At 74.5% G+C, this 23,671-nt stretch carries 22 protein-coding genes and 1 pseudogene; 10 read left to right on the forward strand and 13 right to left on the reverse strand.

The window, feature by feature from the left end; all coding sequences use genetic code 11:
• Positions 1 to 4: 4 nt before the first annotated feature.
• Positions 5 to 2,074, reverse strand: coding sequence for a SpoIIE family protein phosphatase (locus tag ACZ7N4_RS17990; protein WP_471359274.1), 2,070 nt, complete (start codon positions 2,072 to 2,074; stop codon positions 5 to 7).
• Positions 2,075 to 2,819: 745 nt separating this feature from the next.
• Here ACZ7N4_RS17990 and ACZ7N4_RS17995 point away from each other — a divergent pair.
• Positions 2,820 to 3,719 (forward strand): endonuclease/exonuclease/phosphatase family protein, encoded by a 900-nt coding sequence (locus ACZ7N4_RS17995; RefSeq protein WP_471359275.1) that lies wholly within the window; start codon positions 2,820 to 2,822, stop codon positions 3,717 to 3,719.
• Between the two features lie 148 nt (positions 3,720 to 3,867).
• Entirely contained in the window at positions 3,868 to 4,860 is a 993-nt protein-coding gene (locus ACZ7N4_RS18000) for a trypsin-like serine peptidase (protein ID WP_471359276.1), read from the forward strand.
• An 11-nt stretch (positions 4,861 to 4,871) separates the two neighbouring features.
• Here ACZ7N4_RS18000 and ACZ7N4_RS18005 read toward each other — a convergent pair whose 3' ends face one another.
• The 4 genes from ACZ7N4_RS18005 to ACZ7N4_RS18020 form a co-directional block, all read right to left on the reverse strand.
• On the reverse strand, positions 4,872 to 5,825 hold the full coding sequence (locus ACZ7N4_RS18005; protein ID WP_471359495.1) for a quinone oxidoreductase family protein: 954 nt from the start codon (positions 5,823 to 5,825) through the stop codon (positions 4,872 to 4,874).
• A 136-nt stretch (positions 5,826 to 5,961) separates the two neighbouring features.
• Positions 5,962 to 6,348 (reverse strand): DUF2267 domain-containing protein, encoded by a 387-nt coding sequence (locus ACZ7N4_RS18010; RefSeq protein ID WP_471359277.1) that lies wholly within the window; start codon positions 6,346 to 6,348, stop codon positions 5,962 to 5,964.
• 188 nt (positions 6,349 to 6,536) lie between these two features.
• Positions 6,537 to 7,868 carry an erythromycin esterase family protein gene (locus ACZ7N4_RS18015; protein WP_471359278.1) on the reverse strand — a complete coding sequence of 444 codons (1,332 nt, stop codon included), beginning with the start codon at positions 7,866 to 7,868 and terminating at the stop codon, positions 6,537 to 6,539.
• 80 nt (positions 7,869 to 7,948) lie between these two features.
• Positions 7,949 to 8,149, reverse strand: coding sequence for a hypothetical protein (locus ACZ7N4_RS18020; protein ID WP_229896029.1), 201 nt, complete (start codon positions 8,147 to 8,149; stop codon positions 7,949 to 7,951).
• Positions 8,150 to 8,824: 675 nt separating this feature from the next.
• On the opposite strand from ACZ7N4_RS18020, the gene ACZ7N4_RS18025 reads away from it, so the two are divergent.
• On the forward strand, positions 8,825 to 9,409 hold the full coding sequence (locus tag ACZ7N4_RS18025; protein WP_471359279.1) for a histidine phosphatase family protein: 585 nt from the start codon (positions 8,825 to 8,827) through the stop codon (positions 9,407 to 9,409).
• Positions 9,410 to 9,740: 331 nt separating this feature from the next.
• Here ACZ7N4_RS18025 and ACZ7N4_RS18030 read toward each other — a convergent pair whose 3' ends face one another.
• Both ACZ7N4_RS18030 and ACZ7N4_RS18035 read right to left on the reverse strand, forming a co-directional pair.
• Positions 9,741 to 10,118 (reverse strand): (2Fe-2S) ferredoxin domain-containing protein, encoded by a 378-nt coding sequence (locus ACZ7N4_RS18030; protein ID WP_471359280.1) that lies wholly within the window; start codon positions 10,116 to 10,118, stop codon positions 9,741 to 9,743.
• Between the two features lie 202 nt (positions 10,119 to 10,320).
• The gene (locus ACZ7N4_RS18035) at positions 10,321 to 10,968 is read right to left on the reverse strand and encodes a superoxide dismutase (protein ID WP_471359281.1); all 648 of its coding nucleotides are present in this window, start codon (positions 10,966 to 10,968) and stop codon (positions 10,321 to 10,323) included.
• A gap of 288 nt (positions 10,969 to 11,256) precedes the next feature.
• On the opposite strand from ACZ7N4_RS18035, the gene ACZ7N4_RS18040 reads away from it, so the two are divergent.
• From ACZ7N4_RS18040 to ACZ7N4_RS18055, 4 genes are read left to right on the forward strand one after another with little or no spacing between them, the layout of a single operon-like run.
• Positions 11,257 to 11,595 carry an antibiotic biosynthesis monooxygenase family protein gene (locus ACZ7N4_RS18040; protein WP_471359282.1) on the forward strand — a complete coding sequence of 113 codons (339 nt, stop codon included), beginning with the start codon at positions 11,257 to 11,259 and terminating at the stop codon, positions 11,593 to 11,595.
• Entirely contained in the window at positions 11,592 to 12,479 is an 888-nt protein-coding gene (locus ACZ7N4_RS18045; RefSeq protein ID WP_471359283.1) for an NAD(P)-dependent oxidoreductase, read from the forward strand. Before ACZ7N4_RS18040 ends, ACZ7N4_RS18045 begins: the two co-directional genes overlap by 4 nt.
• Positions 12,480 to 12,532: 53 nt before the next feature.
• A complete protein-coding gene (locus tag ACZ7N4_RS18050; protein ID WP_471359284.1) occupies positions 12,533 to 13,483 on the forward strand; it encodes an amidohydrolase family protein in 951 nt (316 codons plus the stop codon).
• Entirely contained in the window at positions 13,480 to 14,721 is a 1,242-nt protein-coding gene (locus ACZ7N4_RS18055; RefSeq protein ID WP_471359285.1) for a cytochrome P450 family protein, read from the forward strand. The genes ACZ7N4_RS18050 and ACZ7N4_RS18055 overlap by 4 nt, the downstream gene beginning before the upstream one ends.
• Before the next feature lie 314 nt (positions 14,722 to 15,035).
• On the opposite strand, the gene ACZ7N4_RS18060 is transcribed toward ACZ7N4_RS18055, so the two are convergent.
• Positions 15,036 to 15,614, reverse strand: coding sequence for a helix-turn-helix domain-containing protein (locus ACZ7N4_RS18060; RefSeq protein WP_471359286.1), 579 nt, complete (start codon positions 15,612 to 15,614; stop codon positions 15,036 to 15,038).
• Positions 15,615 to 15,729: 115 nt separating this feature from the next.
• On the opposite strand from ACZ7N4_RS18060, the gene ACZ7N4_RS18065 reads away from it, so the two are divergent.
• A complete protein-coding gene (locus tag ACZ7N4_RS18065) occupies positions 15,730 to 16,566 on the forward strand; it encodes an EamA family transporter (protein ID WP_471359287.1) in 837 nt (278 codons plus the stop codon).
• A gap of 138 nt (positions 16,567 to 16,704) precedes the next feature.
• On the forward strand, positions 16,705 to 17,412 hold the full coding sequence (locus ACZ7N4_RS18070; protein ID WP_471359288.1) for a B3/B4 domain-containing protein: 708 nt from the start codon (positions 16,705 to 16,707) through the stop codon (positions 17,410 to 17,412).
• A 4-nt stretch (positions 17,413 to 17,416) separates the two neighbouring features.
• Here ACZ7N4_RS18070 and ACZ7N4_RS18075 read toward each other — a convergent pair whose 3' ends face one another.
• From ACZ7N4_RS18075 to ACZ7N4_RS18085, 3 genes are all read right to left on the reverse strand, one after another.
• On the reverse strand, positions 17,417 to 18,409 hold the full coding sequence (locus tag ACZ7N4_RS18075) for a DMT family transporter (protein WP_471359289.1): 993 nt from the start codon (positions 18,407 to 18,409) through the stop codon (positions 17,417 to 17,419).
• Positions 18,406 to 19,023: a TetR/AcrR family transcriptional regulator gene (locus tag ACZ7N4_RS18080; RefSeq protein ID WP_471359290.1), complete on the reverse strand. Its 618-nt coding sequence runs from the start codon at positions 19,021 to 19,023 to the stop codon at positions 18,406 to 18,408. Before ACZ7N4_RS18080 ends, ACZ7N4_RS18075 begins: the two co-directional genes overlap by 4 nt.
• 247 nt (positions 19,024 to 19,270) lie before the next feature.
• Positions 19,271 to 20,140, reverse strand: coding sequence for a universal stress protein (locus ACZ7N4_RS18085; protein WP_471359291.1), 870 nt, complete (start codon positions 20,138 to 20,140; stop codon positions 19,271 to 19,273).
• Between the two features lie 627 nt (positions 20,141 to 20,767).
• On the opposite strand from ACZ7N4_RS18085, the gene ACZ7N4_RS18090 reads away from it, so the two are divergent.
• Positions 20,768 to 22,144 carry an alkaline phosphatase PhoX gene (locus ACZ7N4_RS18090; RefSeq protein WP_471359292.1) on the forward strand — a complete coding sequence of 459 codons (1,377 nt, stop codon included), beginning with the start codon at positions 20,768 to 20,770 and terminating at the stop codon, positions 22,142 to 22,144.
• 197 nt (positions 22,145 to 22,341) lie between these two features.
• Here the strand turns inward: ACZ7N4_RS18090 and ACZ7N4_RS18095 are convergent.
• Together ACZ7N4_RS18095 and ACZ7N4_RS18100 are read right to left on the reverse strand one after the other, a co-directional pair.
• A pseudogene (locus ACZ7N4_RS18095) lies at positions 22,342 to 22,668 on the reverse strand (P-type ATPase actuator domain-containing protein); the annotation flags it as partial.
• A 280-nt stretch (positions 22,669 to 22,948) separates the two neighbouring features.
• A complete protein-coding gene (locus ACZ7N4_RS18100) occupies positions 22,949 to 23,644 on the reverse strand; it encodes a type 1 glutamine amidotransferase domain-containing protein (RefSeq protein ID WP_471359293.1) in 696 nt (231 codons plus the stop codon).
• Between the last annotated feature and the right edge of the window lie 27 nt (positions 23,645 to 23,671).

Raw genomic sequence — 23,671 nt, forward strand, 5'->3', positions numbered from 1 at the left:
CCCCTCAGGGCTCCACCCGCGCCACCAGCAGCGCGACGTCGTCGTCGCCCCCGGGCGGCCGGAGTGTCTCCAGGACCCGGTCGCACGTCTCCCCCAGATCCCGGTCGGCGGTGGCGGTCAGGGCGTCGAGGAGGGTGCCGAGGCGGGCGTCGATCGGGTCGCGGCGGGTCTCCACCAGCCCGTCGGTGTAGAGGGCGAGCTGGTCACCGGGGCGGAGGGGGAACTCCGTCGACTCGAAGGCCGTACCGCCGACCCCCAGCGGTACCCCGGACGGCAGGTCGAGCAGCTGCGCCGGCCGGCCGGACCGGACGAGGACCGGGGGCAGATGACCGGCGAGGCTGATGCGGCACCGGCCCCGCTCGGGGTCGTAGCAGCAGTAGGCGCAGGTGGCGATGGTGTGCTCGACGTCCTCGGTCAGACGGTCGAGCTGCCGGAGCACCTCCGCCGGGTCCAGGTCCAGCCCGGCGAACGCGCGGGTCGCGCTGCGCAGCTGGCCCATGCTGGCGGCGGCGTTGATGCCGCTGCCCATCACGTCCCCGACGACGAGGGCGCTCCTGTCGCCGGGCAGCCGCATCGCGTCGAACCAGTCACCGCCGATCTCGCCGGCGGCTCCGGCCGGCAGGTAGCGGCAGGCGATCGCCAGGCCCGGCAGCCGGGACGGCAGCTGCGGGAGCAGCCGGCGCTGGAGGGTGAGGGCGGTGTTGCGGGCGCTCTGGTACCAGCGGGCGTTGTCGATGCAGGTCGCGGCACGTCCGGCCAGCTCGCAGGCGAGGAGCGTGTCGTCCTCGTCGAAGGGCGCGGGGCTGCCGGTGCGTCCGAGGCTGAGGGCGCCCAGGACCTCGCCGCGGGCCAGCAGCGGGACGGCGAGGTACGAGTGGACGCCCGTGCTCTCCAGGAGCGCGGCGGCCTCGCTGCTGCGGGCGATGTGCCGCAGGTCGTCGCGGGTGGTCTCGGCGACCCGTACCGGCCGGCGGGTGCGTACACAGCGGGTGAGCAGGCGGTCGCTCTCGTAGCGGACGAGTTCTCCGGGCGGGTCGGTGACGTGCGCCTCGGGGGCGTGGGCCGCTGCGACGGCGACGGCGCGGAACCGGGCGGGGCCGGCGACCGAGGGGGTGCGCCCGCGCAGGATGCTGTCGAGGACGTGGACGGTGGCGACGTCGGCCAGGTCCGGTACGACGACGCCGGCCAGCTCGTGCGCCGTCTGTTCCACGTCGAGGGTCGAACCGATGGCGGCGGAGGCACCCGCGATCATGGCGAGCCGGTTCCGCGCCCGCGTCGCCTCGATGGTCGCCTCGTGGCGCTCCGTGATGTCGATGACGGACGTGGCCACGCCGAGCACCCGGCCGGCCCCGTCCTCCAGCCGGTGCATCGACACCGACCAGGCGTGTTCGCGGTGCGGATCGGAGGTGGGTCGGCCGACGACGTGCCGGTCGGTCACCGGCTCCCCGGTCTCCAGGACCCGGCGCAGCCGGTCCTCGATGGCCTCGGCGTCCAGGAAGGTCAGGACGTCACGGACCCGCCGGCCGAGGTGGTCGGCGGCGGAGCGGCCGTGGATGCGTTCCAGCGCCGGGTTCACGGTCAGGTAGCGCAGGCCGGGATCGAGGATGGCGAGGCCGATCGGGGACTGGGTGACCAGACGTGCGGAGAGGGCGACGCCCCGTTCGACGCGGGCCACGGTCGCCTGGTCCACGGCCAGACCCAGGGCGTAGGTGTCGCCGAGGTCGTCCAGCAGCCGCATGTTGCGGAACTCGACCAGCCGGGTGCTGCCGTCCTTGTGCCGGATCGGGAAGGCCCCGGCCCAGTCGGTGCCGGACCCCATGACCTCGGCGAACAGCGCGATGACCTCGTCCCGGTGCTCCTCGTCGACCAGCAGTTGCACCGCGAACCGGCCGAGCGCCTCCGCCGCGGTGTAGCCGAACAATTCCTCCGCCTGAGGGCTCCAGAACACGACGCGGCCGTTGGTGTCCAGCACCACCGCGGCGACGCTCAGCAGGTCGAGCAGGCCGGTGGGTGACGTGCCGGCACCGGCCAGGGGGCGGCCCCGGCCGGGTCGCGAGGTGTCCGTCGTGTCCATCCCCGTGCTCCTCTCCCACCCGGTGGGAGGACGCGCCGCGTCGGCGCCTCGCCCGCGTCCTTTCGACGGCGCGCCCTCTTCGCCGTCGCCGTGTCCCTTCATAGTCACCGTGTTCGCGGCGGCGTGCCTCGCGACGCCCGCCCGCCGGCCGCCTGATCCCTACCCCGCGTGTACCCCGAAACCGGCACGGCCTCGACCGGCCGCCCGCCGGTCAGGAGCGCTTCCGGAACTCGACGCCTCGGTGGTCAACCGGTTCCCCCGCCGGGCATGATGCCCGGACGGGGCAGGCGTACGGCGGGGGAGCCGATGGTCAGCGAGGTACGGCGGGGCGGGGGCGGCGGGGAGGGCTTCTCCGGTGTCTTCGTTCCGTGCTGCGGGGCGCGCTGCTCATCGCCGGACAGGGCGCGGACCTGGTCACCGTCCCCGCGGCGAGGCGGTGGAGCCGGACCGGAAGGCCGTGGCGCCGCTGTGCCGGGCCGACGCCGGACGCCCCCTCCCCCACGCCGTCGGCGCGCTCCGCGCATCGCCGCCGGAGGCACCCGGGCCGGCCCGGGTGCACGCTCGTCCGCTGGTCGCGCTGGAGAGCGTGGAGCCGGGGTCCCCGGCCCGGACGACCCGCTCCGGCGTGCGGCCGACCGCACCGGCTCCACCACCGTGCGACCTTCACGCACCAGGACAACCCTGCGTGGCCGGCACCGGTGCGTTGAGACCCCGCACACCCACCGGCCCACCGTAGGAGGATTCAGTGGAACGCACACCCCGACGCCCCGCCCGCCGTGTGCTCACCGCCGTGCTAGCCGTCACCGCCGCGCTCGGCGCGGCAGCGGCGGGCGCCCTGGCACCGGGCGCCTCGGCGGCGGACCGGGCGGCCGGCACCGGACCGGCCGCGGCACGCGTCCCGCTGCGCGTGGCGACCTACAACATCCACGCCGGAGCCGGCGAGGACAACGTCTTCGACCTCGACCGCACGGCGGCGGCGGTCCGGGCCCTCGGCGCCGACGTGATCGGCCTCCAGGAGGTCGACGTGCACTGGGGCGCCCGGAGCGACTTCGCCGACGAGGCCCGGGAGTTGGCCGTACGGCTGCGCATGCGGGTCTTCTTCGCGCCGATCTACGACCTCCCTCCCGCGACGGCGGGCGGGGAGCGGCGGCAGTACGGGGTCGCCGTGCTGAGCCGGTATCCGGTGCGGGACGCGCAGAACCACGAGATCACCCGGCTGTCCACGCAGACCCCGGATCCGGTGCCGGCACCCGCTCCGGGTTTCGCCGAGGTGACGGTCCGGGTCCGGGGCGCCGCCGTGCACGTGTACACGACCCACCTCGACTACCGTACGGACCCCTCCGTGCGGCGGGCCCAGGTCGACGACATGCTGGCGGTCCTGGCCGAGGACGCGGGCCCGAAGGTCCTCCTCGGGGACTTCAACGCCGAGCCGGGTGCCCCTGAACTGGCCGGGCTGTGGGGCGTGTTGGCCGACGCGGCGGCGAACGGGGGCAGGACCTACCCGGCGGTCGACCCGGTCAGGCGGATCGACCTCGTGACCGTCTCCCCGGACGTCACCGTCACCGGTGCGCGGACGCGGGCCACCACCGCCTCGGACCACCGCCCGGTCGTCGCCGACCTCCTGCTGCGCCGGCGCGGCCGCTGACCCGCGTCCCACGGAATCGTCCTTTACGTGCTCCTGACAATTCGAGTGTCCCGTGGCACTCTGCCTCACGCACGTCCATCCGCACCGTTCTTCGTTCCCCCACCCTGCCCGGACCCGACCGGTCGGGGCACGGCAGAAGGAGACCTGCGTGAGACGCCATCGCACCGCCGCGGGCATTCTGTTGGCCGTCGGAGCCCTGTTCACCGGCGGCCTCGTCCAGGCCGGGGCCGCCGGCGCGGCGCCTTCCGCGCCGTCGGCCGCGGCCCACACCGCCTCGGCGGCCGCACAGCACGAGGCCCGCGCTTTCTGGACCGCCGACCGCATGCGCGGCGCCACCCCCCTCGACCTGCTGCTGAGCGGAAAGACGGCCGAGCGGCTCAAGTCCCCCGTGCCGCACGGGCCTTCGACCACCGTGTTACCCACCCGCGCTCCCCGCGCCACCCGCGCCGCCCTCGCCTCCTTCCCACAGGCCGGTGGCCCGTGGACCGGCGGCGGCGCCGTGGTCACCACCTCCGGCCGGGTGTTCTTCACCTTCCAGGGGCGCACCGCCTCCTGCACCGGCAACGCCGTGACCAGCCAGAACGCCAGCACGGTCATCACGGCCGGGCACTGCGTGAAGTACCAGGGCAGCTGGCACACCAACTGGGTCTTCGTCCCCGGCTACGACAACGGCAACGCGCCGTACGGCCAGTGGACCGCGGCCACGACGCTCACCACCCCGCAGTGGGAGGCGAGCGAGGACATCAACTACGACGTCGGGGCCGCGGTCGTCAGCCCCCTGAACGGCAGGACCCTCACCTCGGTCGTCGGCGCCCAGGGCATCCAGTTCAACGGCGGCTACACCAAGCCGATGTACTCCTTCGGTTTCCCGGCGGCGTCGCCGTACGACGGCACGAAGCTCGTCTACTGCAGCGGCACCAGCTCGAAGGACTTCCTGTTCTCACAGGACCACAGCCTGGGCTGCAACATGACGGGCGGCTCCAGCGGCGGCCCCTGGTTCACCGGCTTCACCGAGGCGTCCGGCACCGGCCTGCAGGTCTCCGTGAACAGCTTCGGCTACACCTTCCTGCCGAACCGGATGTTCGGGCCGTACTTCGGTGACGTGGTCAAGGCCCTGTACGACAAGGCCCAGGCCGCCTAGGGACGGCAGGCTCAGGGAAGCAGGACGAGCTTGCCCTTCGTGCGGCGGCCCAGGAGGTCGGCGTGGGCGGCGGCGGCGCTTCCCAAGTCGTACTCCGAGCCGACCAGCGGCCGGAGGCGGTGCCGTGCGGTGAGATCGATCAGCTCCTCCAGTGCCGCACCGCCCGCTCCGGTCCGGGCGAGGAGCGGAGTCACCCAGAAGCCGGCGACGGCTGCGTTCCGCACGGCGAGGCCGGCCGGCGGCACGGGGGTGGCGGGCTGCCGGGACGAGGATCCGTAGGTGACCAGCCGCCCCAGGAAGCCGAGCGTGTCCAGGGCGGCGTCGAGCACGGGTCCGCCTACGGCGTCCAGGACGACGTCGACCGGGCGGCCCCGGTTGGCGTCCAGGACGCGCTCCCGGTAGCCCTCCGCCGCACCGTCGACGGCGACGTCGGCGCCGAGTTCCAGGGCGAAGGCCCGCTTCTCCTCGGACGACGCCGTGGCGATGATCCGGCCCGCCCCGAACTCGCGGGCCAGTTGCACCACCAGGCTGCCGGTCCCGCCCGCGGCGGCGTGGACCACGACGCTCTCCCCCGCCCGCAGGCGCGCCACCGACCTCAGCAGGTGGTACGCGGTCAGGCCCTGCACGAGCAGCGCCAGGGCCTCCCCCGCACCCACCCCCCGCGGCAGCGGGGCGAGGTCCCGGTCGGCGACGGCGGCCTTCGCGGCATAGCCGCCCTGGCGGACGTAGCCGAGGACCCGCCGGCCGTCGGCGGTCCGGCCGACGACCTCCATGCCGGGGACGCGCGGCAGGGGGCCCCGCATCGCGTGGGGGCCTTCGGTCAGTTCACCGGCGATGTCCTTGATGTCGCCGAAGTTGACGCCCGCGGCCTCCACCTCGACCAGCGTCTCGCCCGGCCCCGCCACCGGGTCCGGCGCCTCGACCTCCTCCAGGACCTCCGGACCGCCGAACCGCTCGAACCGCATGGCACGCAAGGGCCGCCGCCTCCCGCCTCGATCGTGTCGCACCGGCCCGGCCGCCGAACCGACCCCGTGTTCGGGCTACTTGAGTGTGATCACACACAACCTACCGCTTGCCACCGGTCCCGGGCCCGGCCACGCGTCAGCTCGGTTCCGGCCGGCCGAACAGGTCGGCGTAGGAGCCCGGCAGCTGCGACAGCAGGTGGTCGACCTCGTCGCCGGGCACCGCGTCGGCGACGGTGGACAGCACCGCGCTGGCGTCCCACTCCGCGGTCCGCGGTCGGGCGCCCGTCCGCTGGGCCACGCGCCGCAGGAACTCCTCGCGGGCGAGGGACCGCGGCCCCTCCCGTTCCCCGTGGAGCACGTCGTCCAGCGGGGCGGGCAACTGCGCCGCCAGGTCGTCGGCCTCCTCCGGGGTGATCCGTGCCGCGAGCACACCCAGCACCGCCGCGCTGATGTCCTCGGCCTCCTCCTGACTGCGGTACTCCCCGCGGTCCCGGACCTGAGCCAGAAATTCCGCCAGCCTCACGGTGCCCTCCTGCCGTCCGTCCGCCGCGCGGCCCGTGTCCCCCCGGGTTCCGGCTCCGGGTGCCCCTCGGGAGGCGAGGAGAAACGGCGGGGAGGGGGTGCGGTCCGGTGACCTCCGGTGGTCGCGGGTGTGGTGGGGCGGGACGCCGGCGGCTCCTACGCCGGCCTGTACCGCGGACGCCCCCGCCGTCACACGCCCACGGGCCAGGTCTGCTTCTCGCGGCTGTCCTCGGCCACGGGACGGAGCGGGGTGAGCGCGTGGGTGCGGTCGAGGTGGCAGAAGGCGTCGTAGCGCTGGGCCAGGACGGTGGGCACGTAGGTGGCGACCTGCTCGACGTGCGGCCGGTACACCACGCCGATCGCGCGGTGGCCGTGCTCCTCGTGGAACCACTCGGTCCGGCCGGTGGCGTGCGGGTGCTGGAGCTGCACGTGGGGGAAGACGAACAGCGCGCGCTCCTCCGGCAGCGCCCGGTGCAGCAGGTCCTCCAGGCTGCCGGTGTGGGCGGGCGGCACGTCCATGGTCCGCGGTACGCCGCCCCAGGCGTCCGCGGCGAGCACCGTGCCCGAGTGCGAGCCGAACCCGACCAGGACCACGCCCCTGCCCGTGTGGCGTTCGCGCACCAGCTGACCGACGTTGACCATGCCGGTGTCGGCCATGTCCGTGGCGCGGGCGTCGCCGATGTGGGTGTTGTGCGCCCACACCACCGCCTTGGCGCCCGGGCCGTGGTGGTCCATCAGCCGGTCCAGGGTGTCGGCCATGTGGTGCTCACGGATGTTCCAGGACTGCGGCCCGCTGTCGACCATGGCCCGGTAGTAGCTCTCGGCTCCGGCCAGCACCTCGGCGTTCTGCCGGGCGGCGAACTCCGCGGGCGAGCCGTCCCCGCCGGCCGCCCCCGCGGCCCGCCGCCGCAGCTCCGTCAGCAGGGAGACGACCTGCGGCTCACAGCCCTCTGGCAGGTACCTCGTGGACAGCGCGTAGGCCTGCGGTTCCCCGGCGTACGGCTCGAAGCAGCGGTACGCCTCCAGGGCGTGCTCCACCCGGTCGGGGTCGTGGGCGCGGAGGTGGTCGAGGATCGCGTGCAGCGACTCCCACAGGCTGTAGACGTCCAGGCCGTGGAAGCCGACGCGCCGCTCGGCCGGCAGTGCCTCGTTGTGCCGGCGCAGCCAGCGGGTGAACGCGGCGGCATCGGTGTTGCCCCAGAGCCAGGTGGGCCAGCGGTCGAAGCCGGCCAGCACCTCTCCGGGGTCCTCGGGCGCGCCCGGCGCCGCGGTAACGGAGCGGTGCACGGCCTGGCAGTCCGGCCAGTCACCCTCCACCGCGACGAAGGAGAAGCCCTTCTCCTCGATGAGCCGGCGCGTCAGCATGTCACGCACTTGGTAGTAGTCGGCGGTGCCGTGGGACGCCTCGCCCAGCAGCACGTAGCGTGCGTCGCCGATGCGCTCCATCAGCGGGTCGAGCGACGCCGGTCCTGTCAGCGGGAGGGCCTGGCTCCGGATGCCGGCCTGGTGGGTGTCGGGCACGGCGTACCCCCATTTCCGCGGGTGCGGCACCGGGTTCCCGGAGCCGCGCGCGCCGAAACGCGGGCAGCGGGCGGCCGGGGTCAGCGGGCGCAGCCGACGTCCAGCACCTCGATGACGTCGCCGTGGACCGTGTACACCAGCCAGCACCACTCCCCGAAAGCGGCCGCCAGGTCCGGTGCGTGGGTCCGGGAGTCGCGGGTGACCGCGTCGATGAGCGTGATGATCTCCTCGTGCGTGTCGTCCGGCACGTCGAAGAGCACGTCGGCGGCCCTCTGGATCATTTCGATTTTCATGGCACCCCCCGGACGAGCAGGAGCGGTACGGTCCGGCGGAGCCGGAGGTCCAGCCGGATGTCCGGGCTGCGCTCGACGACCGAACAGAGCCCTCAGGACCACCGTAAACCCGCGGGGCCAGGGAGACGGGCGGGTACGGGGCCCCGGTGACGGCGGGTGCGCGCCGCCGACCGTCGCCACGGGCGCCGACCGGGACGGCGGGAGCGCGCGCCGCCCCGGTCGGTGTGCCCGGCATCCGACCCCGGACGGCCGCGCCGCCGTCACGGGCGCCGGTGGGGAACGGCGGGAGCCACGGGAGCGGCAGGAGTGGCGGGGGGCCTTTCCCCGCCATCCGGCTGGGCGACGACCGCGGCGGGCCGGGCCCCGAGCAGGCCGCCTGGTCCGTCGACGTCACCGGCTCCCGGGGCGCCCGGCCCGAGGTCGCCGTCGGCGCGGGGGCCGGCGAGGGCACGGCCACGGAGACCGGCCTGCCCTGTGTGGCGCAGGGCGCGGGCGCCCCGCCCGTACGGAGGGCCCGGGTGCTAGGTTCGCGAGGGCGGGGGCCACAGGAGGCCGGACCCGGCCACCCGCCACCCCCTGGCACCCGCCGGCACTCGGGGCTTCCGGGCTTCCGGACTTCCGGACCGTCGCCGCCGGTGCCCCATCCACAACAGGAGCGACCGCGTGACCAGCCGAGTCCTGTTCGTCTCGCCCGCCCTGAGCGGGTCACTGCGGCAGGCCCGCTTCGACGACGGCGGCTCGCTCGACGAGGGCGGCGCGGCGCTGGCCCGCGCGGCGGCCGGGTCGCTGCCCTCCGCGGCCGCCCGTGTGCTGGTCTCCCCCAGCGCGCGCTGTACGGGGACGGCCACGGCCCTGGGCCTGGACGGTGCGCCGGCACCGGAGCTGGCGGGGCTCGACGTGGGTCGCTGGCGAGGCCGCACCCTGGACGAGGTGGGGGCCGCCGAACCCGAGGCGGTGGGCCGCTGGCTCACCGACCCCGGGTGCGCGCCGCACGGCGGCGAGTCCGTCCAGGACCTGTGCGGACGGGTCGCGCGCTGGCTCGCCGACGCGCAGCCCGTGGAGGGTCGTACGCTCGCGGTGGTCGAGCCGGAGGTGGTGCGCGCCGCGGTCGTGGCGGCGCTCGACATGCCCGCCGTGGTCTTCTGGCGCCTGGACGTGCCGCCGCTGACCGTGACCGAACTCAGCGGCCGGGCCGGGCGGTGGAACCTGCGGCTCGGCCGCCCACTGTCCGCGCCGGGGGCCGGTTAGGCGCCGAGGAACGAGTTCCGGCTACGACGGAACAGCGCACCACCGCGCGGCGCAGCCACCACTCCCGCCGTCCCCGCCAAGCTGCCGCTCGGTGCGCTTCGCCCGCTGGGGGAGGCCCCCGCTCGGGCGCTCCGGCCTCCGGGATGAGAACCACGGGATGGCCTGGGCGGCCTGGACGGCCGGCGCGGACAGGCGAAACCACCACAGCGGGGTGGCGGGGAGACGGACAGACCGTGCCGCGCGGTGCGGGGACGGCCGAGACCGCATTCACCCGGCGTGGCCTTCCCCTCGGACCGGGCACGTAGTCCGCGGCGGGCGGCGCGCCCGGGGCTCAGGGTTCGGCGCGCCGGCGCGGGGGTCGGAAGGTGTACAGGTCGAGGACGGCCGGCTGCGGCGCGACGCCCGGGCCGCCGGCGCGGACCCAGGTGACGATGTCCTCGGTCGCGTCGGGGTCGTTGACGAGCCCCAGCCAGACGGGCCGCGCGCCGGCGGCCCGGCCGGCCGTGGAGGGCTGTACGACGATGACGTTGGCCTGGTCGCACACGTCGAGGCAGTCGGAGATGCGTACGGGCACCTCCGCGCGCAACCGCGCGGTCTGCGCCGCGTGGTCGCCGGTCACCTTCGGGCTGCCGCAGCAGCAGTCCCGGCACACGACGACCCGGCAGGGCACCGGTGCCCCCGCTGTCTCTTTCGTCGGCCTCTTGGGCACGCCCGCCCATCCCTCCCCGGAGGCCGGGAGTTCCGGAGGATCCCGGAGGTCCGGCCGCCGTCTCCTCGCGTCGCGGTCATCATGTCATCCCCCGGTGACACCCAGCCCCCGAGCCCCACCGTGCGGTCCCCGAACCCCGGAAGCCCACCGTGGCGTACCCGAATCCCGGCCCCGGACCCACCGTGCGAAAGGAACTACCGCGTCACGGCGCGAGCAGCAGCACGTTCGCGCGGGACTTCGCGGCCTCGTAACGGCGGGCGACATCCTGCCAGTTGACGACCTGCCACATCGCCTCGATGAAGTCCACCTTCTGGTTGCGGTACTGGAGGTAGAAGGCGTGCTCCCAGGCGTCGAAGACCAGGACCGGGGTCGAGCCCTGGCCGACGTTGCCCTGGTGGTCGTAGACCTGCTCCACGATCAGGCGCCCGCTCAGCGGCTCGTAGGCGAGCACGCCCCAGCCCGAACCCTGCGTGGTGGCGGCGGCCTTGGACAGCTGGGTCTTGAAGGCGGCGAAGGAGCCGAAGGACTCCTTGATCGCCTCGGCCAGCTCGCCCACGCCGTCGGTGGCGAGGGGCTCGCCGCCGCCGTCCTTCGGGCCGGTCATGTTCTGCCAGTAGATGCTGTGCAGGATGTGCCCGGAGAGGTGGAAGGCCAGGTTCTTCTCCAGTCCGTTGACCGAGCCCCAGGCCCCCTTCTCCCGGGCCTCGGCGAGCTGGTCCAGGGTGTCGTTCGCGCCCTTCACGTAGGCCGCGTGGTGCTTGTCGTGGTGCAGCTCGATGATCTCCGGGCTGATGACCGGTGCCAGCGCCGAGTAGTCGTACGGAAGCTCCGGGAGCGTGTACAGCGCCATGTCCAACGTCCTCCGAGGTTATTGCGAATCACTTGCAGATGCACGTTAACAGCAAGAATCTCTGATTGCCGATCAGCCCTTGGTCCTAGGACCCCGTGTCCGCCTCCGACACCGACGCGGGCGCGGATCACTCGCACGAGGGACCGTGACCAGTCACCCGAAACGAGTAATGACGGACTGTGCATCCCTTGTCCCCATTGGGTCGTCCCCCGTTCGGAGTTGCGGCCGTACGAGCGACATGAGTCCGTTGGTGTCGTGTCCTTCCGGCTCTCACCACAGGAGGAGACAGTGGGCACCAACGACAAAGGCCAGACAGCCGAGAAGCTGAACGTCGTCTTCGCGGTCCGCGTGATCGAGGGCGGCGAGCAGGGCTTCCTCGACCTGTACGAACACCTGCGGAAGTCCGTGGCCGGCACCCCCGGTCACATCGTCGAACGGCTCGGTGAGCCCGTGGACGACTCCCGCCAGTGGGTGATCACCAGTGAATGGCGGTCGGCGGAGGACTTCTTCGCCTGGCAGCAGAGCGCCGAGCACCAGGAACTGGTGGCCCCGCTGCGTCAGTGGGTCGACCAGCGGCAGTCGATGCGGTTCCGCGTCATCAAGGAGACCAAGGGGGTGGCCTCGTGACGCCCCCCGTGCACGGCCCCGTCGCCGTCCTCGGCCTGGGCACGATGGGCGCCGGACTGGCCGGTCGCCTCCTCGACCAGGGGATACAGGTCCGGGTCTGGAACCGTACCCCGGAGCGCGCCGCGCCGCTCGCCCGGGCGGGCGCCTACGTGGCCGCCAACCCCACCGACGCCGTCGCGGGCACGAGCGCCGCCCTCTGCGTCGTGGCCGACGGACAGGCCCTCGGCGCCGTGCTGCACGGGCCGGGCGGCGTACTGGCCGAGGGCCCCTACCCGGGCGTCCTCGTCTGCGCCAGCACCGTCGCCCCCGAGGAGGTCGTCCAGATCGCCGGTGAACTCCCCGCGGTCCTGGACGTCGGGATGCTGGGCAACCGCGACCACGCGCGCGACGGGGAGCTGCGGCTCTTCGCCGGCGGCGAGCAGCGGGCGTTCGACACCGCCCACCCGCTGCTTCGGACGCTGGGGAAGGAGGTGGTCCATCTGGGCGCACTCGGTTCCGGCATGCGGATGAAACTGCTCCTCAACCTCCTGATGGGCATCGAGGTGCAGGCGCTGGCCGAGGCCACCGAACTGGCGGACGCCTGCGGCCTCGACCGGCAGCTGGTCCTGAGGACCATCGCGGGCAGCGGGTTCGCCTCGCCGGTGATGGCGTTCAAGTCCCGCCGGCTGGCCTCCAACCGGTTCGACGAGCCGGACTTCCGGCTGCGGCTGATGGCGAAAGACCTCATGCTCGCTTCCAAGCAGGCGGCAGCGGTCGGCCTGACCCTGCCGCTCGCGAACGCCGCGGCGGAGACCCATGTCCGTGCCACCGAGCAGGGACTGGGCGACCAGGACTGTGCCGCGGTCACCCGCGCCCTCGCACCGAAACCGGGAACCGACACGTGATCATCGACATCCACGGGCATCTCTCCCCACCCGAAGCGGCGAAACGTTTCCCCATGCCGCCGAGCCTGACCGACGTGGACGGCATGCTCGCCGCGCGCGCCGAGGCCGGGATCGACCTCACCCTCATCGGCAGCCCCGTCGGGGCCGGCGCGATGGCGCGTGTGCCGGGCGTGGACAACTACGCCCAGCCGCGCGACCGGCTGCGCGCCTTCCACGCCTGGATGTCGGGGCTGATCCGCAGGTTCCCGGACCAGTTGCGCGGTTACGTGTACGCCAACCCGTTCGGCGACGACGACCACCTCGAAGGGGTGCGGGAGACCCTGGCGGACCCCGCCTTCGTCGGTCTGATCACCACGTCGAGCGTGCACGGGGAACTGCTCGGCTCGCAGCGCGCCGACTCCTTCTTCGCGCTGGCCGCGGAGGCGGGGGTGCCGGTCCTGGTGCACGCCCCGGCCGAACCGGTGGGCACGGAGCGGGTGGACCCGACCGGCTTCGTGGAGCAGATCGGCCGCTTCGGCGATGTCACCCTGGGCATGGCCATGATCGCGTTCGCGGGATGGCTGGACAAGTACCCCGGTCTGCGGCTGATCGGCGCGACCGGCGGCGGCGCGATGGCGCTGCTGCCGGAGCGCCTGCAGACGGCGGCGCGCCCCCGGCACTGGGCCGGGGGCGCGCCGCCCTCCGGCCGGCCCGGGGCCGACGCCGCCGCGCCGGGGGCCCCCGAGGCGGACGCTGAGGAGGGTGTGCGGCCGTCCGCCGACCCGGCCGCGGCCCTGCGGCGCATGTACGTCGACACAAGCCCGTTCAGCCCGGCACACCTGGCCCTGAACGCCGAAGTGCTGGGGCCGGAGCGGATGTTGTTCGGCACCGACTCTCCGCCGATGGCGGCGCCGCTGGAGGACTTCGTCCACATGGTCGAGAAGCTCCCGGTCGACTCGGCCTCGCAGCAGCTCATCCTCGGCGGCAACGCCCAAGCCCTCTTCGACCTCAGGAGTCGTCCGTGACCACCACGCACGAGGCCGTCGCCGCGGCCGAGCGGTGCACCCCGGAGTTCCGGCGCGATCCGCACCCGTTCTACGCCCACCTGCGCGCGGCGGCGCCGGTCTGCCCCATGAGACCGCCGCACGGCAACGAGACGTACCTGATCACCCGGTACGACGACGCGCGGGCCGCCCTGGCGGATCCCCGGCTGAGCAAGGACATGTACGGGGCGATGGACGCGTACCGGAGGATCTTCGGTGACTCGTCCGTCGCACTGGACGACAACATGCTCAACTCCGACGCACCGAAGCACACCCGGCTGCGCAGGATGGTCAACTCCGCGTTCACGCCGCGGCGCGTGGAGGCCCTGCGGCCGCGGATCGAGGAGGTCGTCCGGAACCTGCTGGACGCGTGCCCCGCCCGGGAGCCCTTCGACCTGCTGCCCGCGTTCGCGTTCCCGCTGCCGATCGCCGTGATCTGCGATCTGCTCGGTGTGCCGGCCGAGGACCGGCCACGGATGCAGCACCTGTCCACCACGGTGGCGCAGACCGGGTTCGGCGAGGAGGCCAAGCGGGCCCAGCAGCGGGCGGAGGAGGATCTGCACGCGTACTTCACGGCCCTCATCGACGCCAAGCGGGAGCGCCCCGGGGACGATCTGCTGAGCGCGCTGATCGCGGTCCGGGACAACGACGACGCGCTCACCGAGAACGAGCTGGTCTCCACGGCGTTCCTGCTGATGTTCGCCGGTCACAAGACGACCGCCTACCTCATCGGCAACGCCGTCCACCACCTGCTGTCCCACCCCGAGCAGCTCCGCGCCATGCGGGAGAACCCGGACCTGACCCGGGCGGCGGTCGAGGAACTGGTGCGCTACGACGGATCGGTGGAGAGCGCGACGTTCCGCTACGCGACCGAGGACGTGGAGTACAGCGGGACGCTGATCCCCAAGGGCGCCCTGGTCCAGATCGCGATCAGCTCGGCCAACCGCGATCCGCAGAAGTTCGACTCACCGGACGAGTTGAACGTGATGCGGCCGGGCAACGCGCAGGACGCCCACCTGGGCTTCGGGCACGGCGGCCACTACTGCCTGGGCGCCCCGCTGGCCCGGCTGGAGACGCAGCTGGCGCTCACCCGCCTGTTCGACCGGTTTCCCCGGATGGCCCTGGCCGGTTCCGGCGAGGGCCCCCGGTGGCTGGAGGTGCCGTTCCCGGCCTTCCGCGGCCTCGCGGAACTGCCGGTGATCCTCGAACCGGAGGGCTGAGCCAGAGCGCCCCGCACGGCCTGGTCGCCCCACACCGCCCGTCGCCCAGCGCGCCCCGGTGGCCCCACGACGCCCGGGTGCCTCACGCGGCCGGCGCGCCACAGTGCCCGGTCACCCGCCCCGCCCGGTCGCCTCGCGCGGCCGGGCGGGGCGCGGTGTACGGCCGGGCGGTGCGCGGGGCACGGCCCGGCGGGGCGCGGTGTACGACCTGGCGGGGCGCGGTGTACGACCTGGCGGTGCGCAGGGCACGACCGGGCGGGGCGCGGTGTGCGGCCGCCGGGGGTCCGCTTCCTTCCCGCCGTGGCCGCGCGCCCTCACCCGGTCGCGCCGGGCGGCAGGTGGACCGTCATGACCAGGTGGCAGGTCCCGGTGCCGGCACCACGGTAGGTGTGCGGGGCGTCGGCGTCGAAGGTGGCGGTCTGGCCGGCTTCCACGGTGTGTTCGGTGCCGTCGACGACCAGGGTCATCCGGCCGGCGGTGACGCTGACGGTCTCCACGACCCCGGACTGGTGAGGGTGGCTCGGGTACTCCTCCCCCGGTTCCAGCCGCCAGCGCCAGACCTCGACGGGGGCCGGTCCCGACGTCGTCAGCATGAGCCGGGCCTCGCCGCCCCGCGCCCCGGTCCACAGGGGCGCCGCCGCTTCGGCGGAGACGACACGGACGCGGCCCTCGGCCGGTCCCTCCAGCAGCGCTGACACCGAGACACCGAGGGTGTCGGCCAGCCGTACCAGGGTGGCGAAGTTGGGGTTGCCCTGGGCCTTCTCCAGCCCGACCAGGGCGCCCTTGCTGACCTGGGCGCGCCGGCCGAGTTCGTCCAGGGACAGACCGGCGCGGGTGCGTGCCGCCCGGACGTTGCGCGCGAGCGCCTGGAGGGCTGCGGCCGTCTCGGCCATCCGATCACTTCCTCGCGAGGGGACCATCACACTGCACCGGGCGGTCGTTCGGTTGACACGGTGCGGTCGTTTCGTTGTACGGTTCGGTCGTTCCACTGATTGTAAGGGATGTACCGTGATCGCTCTGCTGCTGGCTCTGGGCAGTTCCCTCGCCTACGGATGCGCCGACTTCCTCGGCGGCCTCGGCGCCCGCAAGGCCCATGTGCTGCGCACGGTGATGGTCGCGGCTCCGGCCTCGCTCATGGTCGAGCTGCTGCTGTGGCCGTTCCTCGGCGCCTCGTTCGACATCGGCGCCCTGACCTGGGGCGCGGCCTCCGGGGTCGCCTCGGCCGCCGCGTTCGCCCTGCTCTACCGCACGCTGGCGATCGGCCCGATGAACGTGCTGTCGCCCGTGACCGCGCTGGTCTCCGCCGCGCTTCCGGTCGGGGTCGGGCTGCTGCAGGGCGAGCACCTGGCCGCCGCCGGGCTGGTCGGCCTGCCGCTGGCGCTGGTGGCGGTGGTGCTGGTCAGCGCCGGACACGGGGCCGGCGCGACGCGCCCCTCGGGTACGGCGCTGCTGCTGGCGCTCGGCGCGGGCGCCGCCATCGCGATCCAGCTGGTCTGCCTGCACCAGGCCCCGTCCGGCAGCGGCATCGCCCCGTTGATCACCGGCCGCGCGGTCTCCTCGGCCGTCACCCTGGCCGCGGCCGGGCTGCTGCACCGCAGGCTCGGCCCGGAGCGGCCGGCGTACGCGCTGTCCGCCACGGCGGGCGTGCTGGACTCGGTGGCGAACCTGCTGTTCCTGCTGGCCGCCCGGAGCGGGGACCTCACGGTCGTGGCGGTGGTCACCGCCCTCTACCCGGCCGGCACGGTCCTGCTCGCCCGCGGGGTGCTCGCCGAACGCATCCACCGCGGCCAGCTCGTCGGCCTGGGCACGGCCGCGGTCGCCGTCAGCCTCCTCGCCCTCACCTAGAACCGGCGATCCGCACGGTCACCGAAGCCCCGAACCGGCCTCGCCCGCCCGCCCGCCAGGAACCCGACACCCACCCAACCGCCCATCCATCCGCCCATCCGCCCATTCGCCCATCCGCCAGGAAACGGAACACCGCCCATGCCCGCCTTCCGTCTCGCCCCCGCCGTCGCGGACGCCTTCCCCGGCACCCTCGTCGCCCTCGTCACCGCCACCGGCCTGCGCGGCCACGAACCCTGGCCGCACACCGAGGCCGCACTGGAGGAGCTGGAGCAGCGGCTCGCCGACGGCAGCTGGCGGCCCGCGGACGAGACCGACCCCCGCATCGGGGCCTGGCACGCCGCCTACCGTTCCTTCGGCACCAACCCCCGCCGCGTCCGGCCCAGCGTCGACGCGCTGGGCCGGCGGATGGCGAGGAAGGGGAGCCTGCCCCGCATCAACCCGGCCGTCGACTCCTACAACGCCGTCTCCGTCCGGCACGGGCTGCCCGCCGGCGCCTTCGACCTGGACCGGGTCACCGGCGACGTCGACATCCGGCACGCGGACGGCACCGAGTCCTTCACCCCGCTCGGCGAACCCGGCACCGTCGAGCACCCCGGACCCGGCGAGATCGTCTACGCGGACACCACCGGCGTGCTGACCCGCCACTGGAACCACCGCGACGCCCACCGCACCCGCGTCACGGAGGACTCCACCCACGTCGCCTTCCTCCTCGAAACCCTGCGCGCCGACCGCGACGGCGGGCTCCTGAAGACCGCGGCGGAAGAACTCCGGAGCCTGCTCGCCCCGCACTCCACGCAGACCGCCGTGCACCACCTCGACCCGGCGCGGCCCCGGGTCACCGTCTGAGCGTTCACCCGCGTTCCCTCGCCGCCGGCGGTGCGCTGCCCTGCCGGGCCCCGGACCGCACCGGGCTCCCGGACCCGCGCCTGCGGCGGCGGAGGGCGGACGAGGGGGTGGTAAGGACGACGAGGCAGGTGATGACGAGCGCGACACCGGCCCAGCCCGCGGCGGGGAGGCGTTCGCCGACGACGAGGACGGCGAGGACCGCCGCGACGGCCGGTTCGAGCAGGGACAGCGTGGTCGCGGTGCCGGCCGGCACGCGTGCCAGCCCCCAGCCGAACAGGACGTAACCGGCGAACATGGGGACGAGCGCCATGTAGGTGGCTACGGCCGCGGCGGACCAGGAGGCGACCAGTGGTGCGCCGGCGGCCGGCAGGACGGGCAGCAGGAACAGCCCGCCGAGTCCGAAGACCGTGCCCATCGCCGCGCGGGCGGGCACGCGGCGGGTGATGAGCCGGTGCGCGGCCCAGGAGTAGAGGGCGTAGGTCGCGGCGGCGAGCAGTCCGAGGCCCACGCCGGACAGCGTGCCGGCCGCGGACGCCCGGCCGGTGCGGCCGGCGTGGGCGGCCTCGGCGACGCACAGCAGGACGGTGCCGAGCAGACCGAGGGCAGCCGCGGCCGTCCAGCGGCGGGTGAGCCGGCGGCCCTCCAGGACGCGTTCGATCAGCGCCGAGGCGAGCGGTGCCGTGCCGATCGAGACCACGGTGCCCACGGCGACCCCGGCCAGGCGCATGGAGCTGTAGAACGCCAGTGGATAGACCGCCACCGAGGCCGCGCCGAGCAGCACCGTGCCGCGCTGCTCGCACAGGCGGGCCGCGTGGCGGGCGATCCGCGGGGCGGCGACGAGGGCCTGGAGCAGTCCGCCGAGGCCCATGGCGACCGCCCCGACGGCGAGCGGTCCCGCGTCCGGGGCGAAGGTGGCCGCCGTGCCCGTCGTCCCCCACAGGACGGAAGCCGCCAGCACGCAGAGCGCGCCGGTGCCGGTGGCGGCGGGCCGCCTCACAGCCGGTCCAGCAGGCCGGCCGCCAGGCAGCGGGCGTGCCGTACGCGGTCGGCGTCGCCCTCCAGTCCGGCGCGGGCCATCGCACCCTCCAGGAGGAACGCGAGGTGTTCGGCCAGCGCGGGTACCTCGTCCGGGCGCCCGGGCAGCAGCTCCTCCAGGTGGCCCGCGATCAGCCGCTCGACCTCCTCCTTGTGGGCGCGAACGACCGCCCGGCCCCCGTCCCCGGCCGGAAGCTCGGCGGCGGCGTTGAGCAGGCCGCAGCCGCGGAAGCCGTGCCCGTAGGCGACCTCCGCGTGGTCGGCGTAGGCGTCGAAGACCGCGAGGACGCCGTCGCGCGGCCCCCGGGCCTGGTCCAGCCGGGCCCGGTACAGCCGGAGCCACTCCTCGTGCCGGGCCTCAAGGTAGGCCCTGACCAACTCGGCCTTGGAGGCGAAGTTGTTGTAGAGGCTCATCTTGGCCACGCCGGCGTCCGCGGTGATCGTGTCGATGCCGGTGGCCGCCACACCGTCGGCGTAGAAACGCCGGGCCGCCGCGGCCAGCAGCCGCTCCCTCGCCGGACGCCGCCGGCCGCTCTCCGCCGCACTCACCGGGGTCTCCCTCACATCAGGCCACATTAGGTAGGTCGGTCTACCCAGAGTACGCGGTGTCCCGGCGGGCGCCCAGCGGGCAGGCGCTCGCCGGTGAGGAAGCAGAAGACCGGGGCCGGAGGGAGCGCGGGGGCGAGGCCGTCCGGAGTCCGCTGCGGACAGGGGCATGAGCCGTGCGGGGTGAGGCATCGCGCCGTGCGTCGCACGGCGAGCGGCCGGGGCTGTCGATGCCGCGGGGCAGGGAGCACGGTGATCACGATGCCGGCGGACCGGGTCAGCGCTGGGGTACGACCGCCACCGGGCACTGGGCGTGGTGGAGCAGGCTGTGCGCGACGCGGCCGAGCTGGTGCCCGGCGCCGTCGTGCCGGTGGCCGACGACGACGAGGTCGGCCGCGGCCGACAGGTCCGCCAGCACCTTCCGGGCCGTCCCCTGGGGCGTCGCGCGCCGCACCCGCGTCCGGGGATGCCCGGCGGTCACGCCCCCCAGCAGGGTGTCGAGCAGTTCGGCCGCCTGCCGCTCGTGCCGGTCCGCGGCCTCCCCGGCGCGCAGGCCACGGACGACGCTCTCGTGCGCGGGCGCGTGCCAGACGCGTACGGCGTCGAGGGCACAGCCGCGGGCCTCGGCCTCCTGGAAGGCGAAGCGCACGGCCTCGCCGGCGGTGTCCGGTCGCCCGGCGCCGAGCAGCACCCGGCCGTGGGTGCCCGCCAGACCGGCTCGGTCCCCGCGGACGACGATGACCGGGCAGCCGGCGCGGGCGGCCACGGCCGGCCCGACCGAGCCGGGCAGCAGCCCCTTGAGCGCGCTCCGGCCACGTGCCCCCGTGACCAGCGCGAAAGCCTCCTGCCCTGCCCGCAGCAGAGCGTCCACCGGGCCCTGCGGGAGGATGTCGGTGTCCGTCTTGACGTCCGGCGACCGCTGCCGGGCCCGCGCGGCCGCGGAGGCGACGATCCGCTCGGCCATCACCTGCTCCGAGGGATCTTCCCGCTCGCCCTGCGGTACGGACCCCTCGTACCGCTCCCACAGGGAGGCGTACACCAGCCGCAGCGGCAGGCGGTGGCGGGCCGCCTCGTCCGCCGCCCAGTCCACGGCCGCCAAGCTGGGCTCCGAACCGTCCACTCCCACCACCAGGGGCAGTTCCGTCATCGGGCTCACCGCCTTGCACCGGGCCGCCCGGCCGGCGGCACGGTCTCTCGATGCCACCGTGACACGCCTCGCCCGCACGCACGACCAGAGGGCCGCGCCGGCCCGCGACCGGCTCCGCGTCGCCTTCGCCGACACCCGGCCGGCCGCCCTCAGGCCCCCGTCCCGACGCCGGGCTCGGGCTCGCCCCCACCGCCCCGAGGCGCGTGCGGACCCGTCCAGTCGGGTGCCGCCCGTGTCCGGGCGGTCGAGCCGCAGGTCGCCGCCGAGTCCGCGCGCCCTCCCCGAGAGGTTGCGCAGTCCGCTGCGGCGTCCCCCGGGCGGGATGCCTGCCCCGCCGTCGGTGACCGTGAGGCGAACCTGTTGACCCGTCGGTCCTCAGGTCCACGTCGGCACGGCCTGCGCGGGCGTGCCGGGCGATGTCACGGCGCGGGGTGCGCGACCTGCTGGACGACGAGCCGGACGTCACGGTGGCCGGGGAGCGGCCACCGTCGCACTTCCCTCCGTCCGGCGCGCGGCGGCACGGAGGGAAGGGGACACGGGCCACGCGCGTGGTTCCCGTGGCCCGTACCAGGTGATAGACACAGCGGGATCACAGTTCCTGTCCGCCAGCAGGAAGGTTGCTGCCGCATGTCTGCAACACGCCGTCAGGTCCTGGCCCGCGCGAGTGCCCTGGGAGCGGGCATCGCCTTCACCGGAGCCCTGTCCGAGCTCTTCGCGGGCACCGCCGCCGCACAGAGCACGGGCCACACCGGCTACGGCCCGCTCGTCCCCGATCCGAACGGACTGCTCGATCTGCCGGAAGGTTTCCGCTACACCGTGCTCTCCCGCGAGGGCGACCAGCTCCGCTCCGGGGAGGGCCTCGTCCCCTCGAACCACGACGGCATGGCCGCCTTCGCCGGCAGAGCCGGCCGTAGGCACCTCGTCCGCAACCACGAGAACCGCGTCACCGCGCGGATCGCGGTACCGACCGTCGGTGGTCTCACCTACGACCCGGCGGGCAAGGGCGGCTGTACGGCCCTGACGCTCGACGCCGGCGACCGCGTCCTGTCCGAGCGGGTCGCCATCGCCGGTACGGCCGTGAACTGCGCGGGCGGCCGCACCCCGTGGGGCACCTGGCTGACCTGCGAGGAGACCGAGGACAGGGCGGGCACCAACGGCTACACCAAGGACCACGGCTTCATCTTCGAGGTCCACCCCACCGACCCGCACCGCACCGGCGCCGTCCCGCTGACCGCGATGGGCCGCTTCCAGCACGAGGCGATCGCGGTCGACCCGCACAGCGGCGTCGTGTACGAGACGGAGGACGCCTTCGTCAAGCCGTTCGGCCTGTTCTACCGCTTCCTCCCGCACAAACCGCTCGGCGGCGTCGGTTCGCTGCGCGCGGGCGGCCGGCTGCAGGCGATGCGGGTCCCCGGCGTACCGGACCTGTCCACGATCCAGGAGACCGGCGCGCACTTCGACGGCGTGGAATGGGTGGACGTGCCCGACCCGCTGGCCGCCGCCACCCCCACCCGTCTGCAGGACTACGGCCCGCGGGGCATCACGCACGCGCAGAAGCTGGAGGGCTGCTACTGGGGCGGCTCCTGCGTGTACTTCGTGTCGTCCTTCGCCCGCAGCGCGGAGGGCTCGGCGGCCGACCACTACGGCCAGATCTGGCGCTACGACCCGCGGCGGCACCGCCTGACACTGGTCGTCGTCTTCGGCCCGGCCACGGACGTGCAACTGCCCGGCGAGTCCCCGGACAACATCTGCCTCGCCCCGAGCGGCGGCCTGATGGTGTGCGAGGACGGCAACGGCGCACAGCACGTCTTCGGCCTGACGCGCACCGGCGAGGTGTACGCGATGGCCCGCAACCGGCAGGTCATCGCACCAGCCGCGGCCGGCGCCACTCCGGAATGGGGCGAGTTCGCCGGAGTCACCTTCTCCCCCGACGGCGGCACGATGTACGTCAACTGCTACACGCCCGGCACCACCTTCGCCGTGACCGGGCCCTGGCGGGGATAGCGCTCCTGCTCGAAGTGGCTCGGCCCGCCGTCCCGCAGCACCACGCGGCCGAGCCGGGCGGCCCGGTCGCGCGGCAGCAGGGCCCGGGTGCCGTCGGCGCGGCGCGGGGCGACCGCGTGCCAGGGTGTGGTCCAGCCGTCGGGGGCGTCGGCGCGGAGAACACGGTCCTGGCGCCGGTGCGGTCGGTGACGGGGCGTGGCGCCCGGTCGCATCTCGCCGGGCTCGCTCTCGCCGGTGACCAGGGACAGGTCCACCGCGGAACGCCCCTCCACCACCTCGCCGTCGGTGGCGACGCGGTCCCCGGGGCGGACGACGAAGACCGGGCCGGCCGCCAACCGCTCGACGCGCTCGAGGTGTTCGGTTTGGTCCTGGCGTACCGACGCTTTACTGACGGCCAGTTGTGCGAGCGACCTGAAGGCTTCTCCGGTTCCGCGCCCGGCCCTGGCCTCCAGGAAGCGTCCGGCCCGTACGAACGGCGGGACTCCGACGGCCGCTTCGAGGTGGAGGTGGGCGGCGCCGTCCGGTACCGGTGTCCTGCATTCCGGGTGCCACGGGGCCGGCGGCCGTCCCGGCGGTGTACGCCACCGCGCCCATCAGCGCGAGCAGCAGGAGGAAGCCGCACAGGGCGGGCGGGGGCAGCGCCTTCCGCGACGGCGCGCCCCCGCCGGAAAGGGCTCCTTGCGACTCGTCCAGCACCGGTCCCCGTCACGTCGTACGGCATCGGCCGGATCAGGCCGAACCGCTTCAGGAGTCGGCGCGTTCCGGGGACGAGTTCCGGGCGAGGGGGGTGGTGCGTGTCGCGGCTCAGCCCAGCTGCTTGAGCAGCTCGGTGGCGACCGGGGCGGAGGAGGCGGGGTTCTGGCCGGTGACCAGTGCGCGGTCGACCACCACGTGGGGCGCCCAGGGCTCGCCGGCCCGCACCCGCAGGCCGGCCTCGGTGAGGCGGTCCTGCAGCAGCCACCCGGCCTTGTCGGCCAGGCCCGCCTGGGTCTCCTCGGCGTTGGTGAACGCGGCGACCTCGTAGCCGGCGAAGGCGTTGGTGCCGTCCTCGCGGGTGGCGGCGAGCAGCGCGGCCGAGGCGTGGCAGACCACGCCGAGCGGCTTGCCGGCGGCGAGGGCGTCGATCAGCAGGCCGCCGGAGGCGGTGTCGACGGCGAGGTCCTCCATGGGGCCGTGACCGCCGGGGTAGAAGACGGCGGCGTAGGCGTCGAGGTCGACGTCCTCCAGCCGGACCGGGTGCCGCAGCTCGCTCATGGCGGCGAGCCGGGCCGCGATCCTGTCGGCGTTCTCCTGGCCGCCGTTGACCTCGGCGGCGAGGCTGCCCTTGTCGACGGTGGGGACGACGCCGCCGGGGGTGGCGACGACGATCTCGTGCCCGGCCTCCTTGAACGCCTCGTAGGGGGTGACGGCCTCCTCGGCCCAGAAACCGGTGGGATGCTCGGTGCCGTCGGCCAGCGTCCAGTGGTCGGCGCCGGTCATCACGAAGAGGATCTTCGACATGGTGTCTCTTCCCAGGGGTGGCGGACG

The organism is Streptomyces sp. NPDC107654, assembly GCF_055639035.1.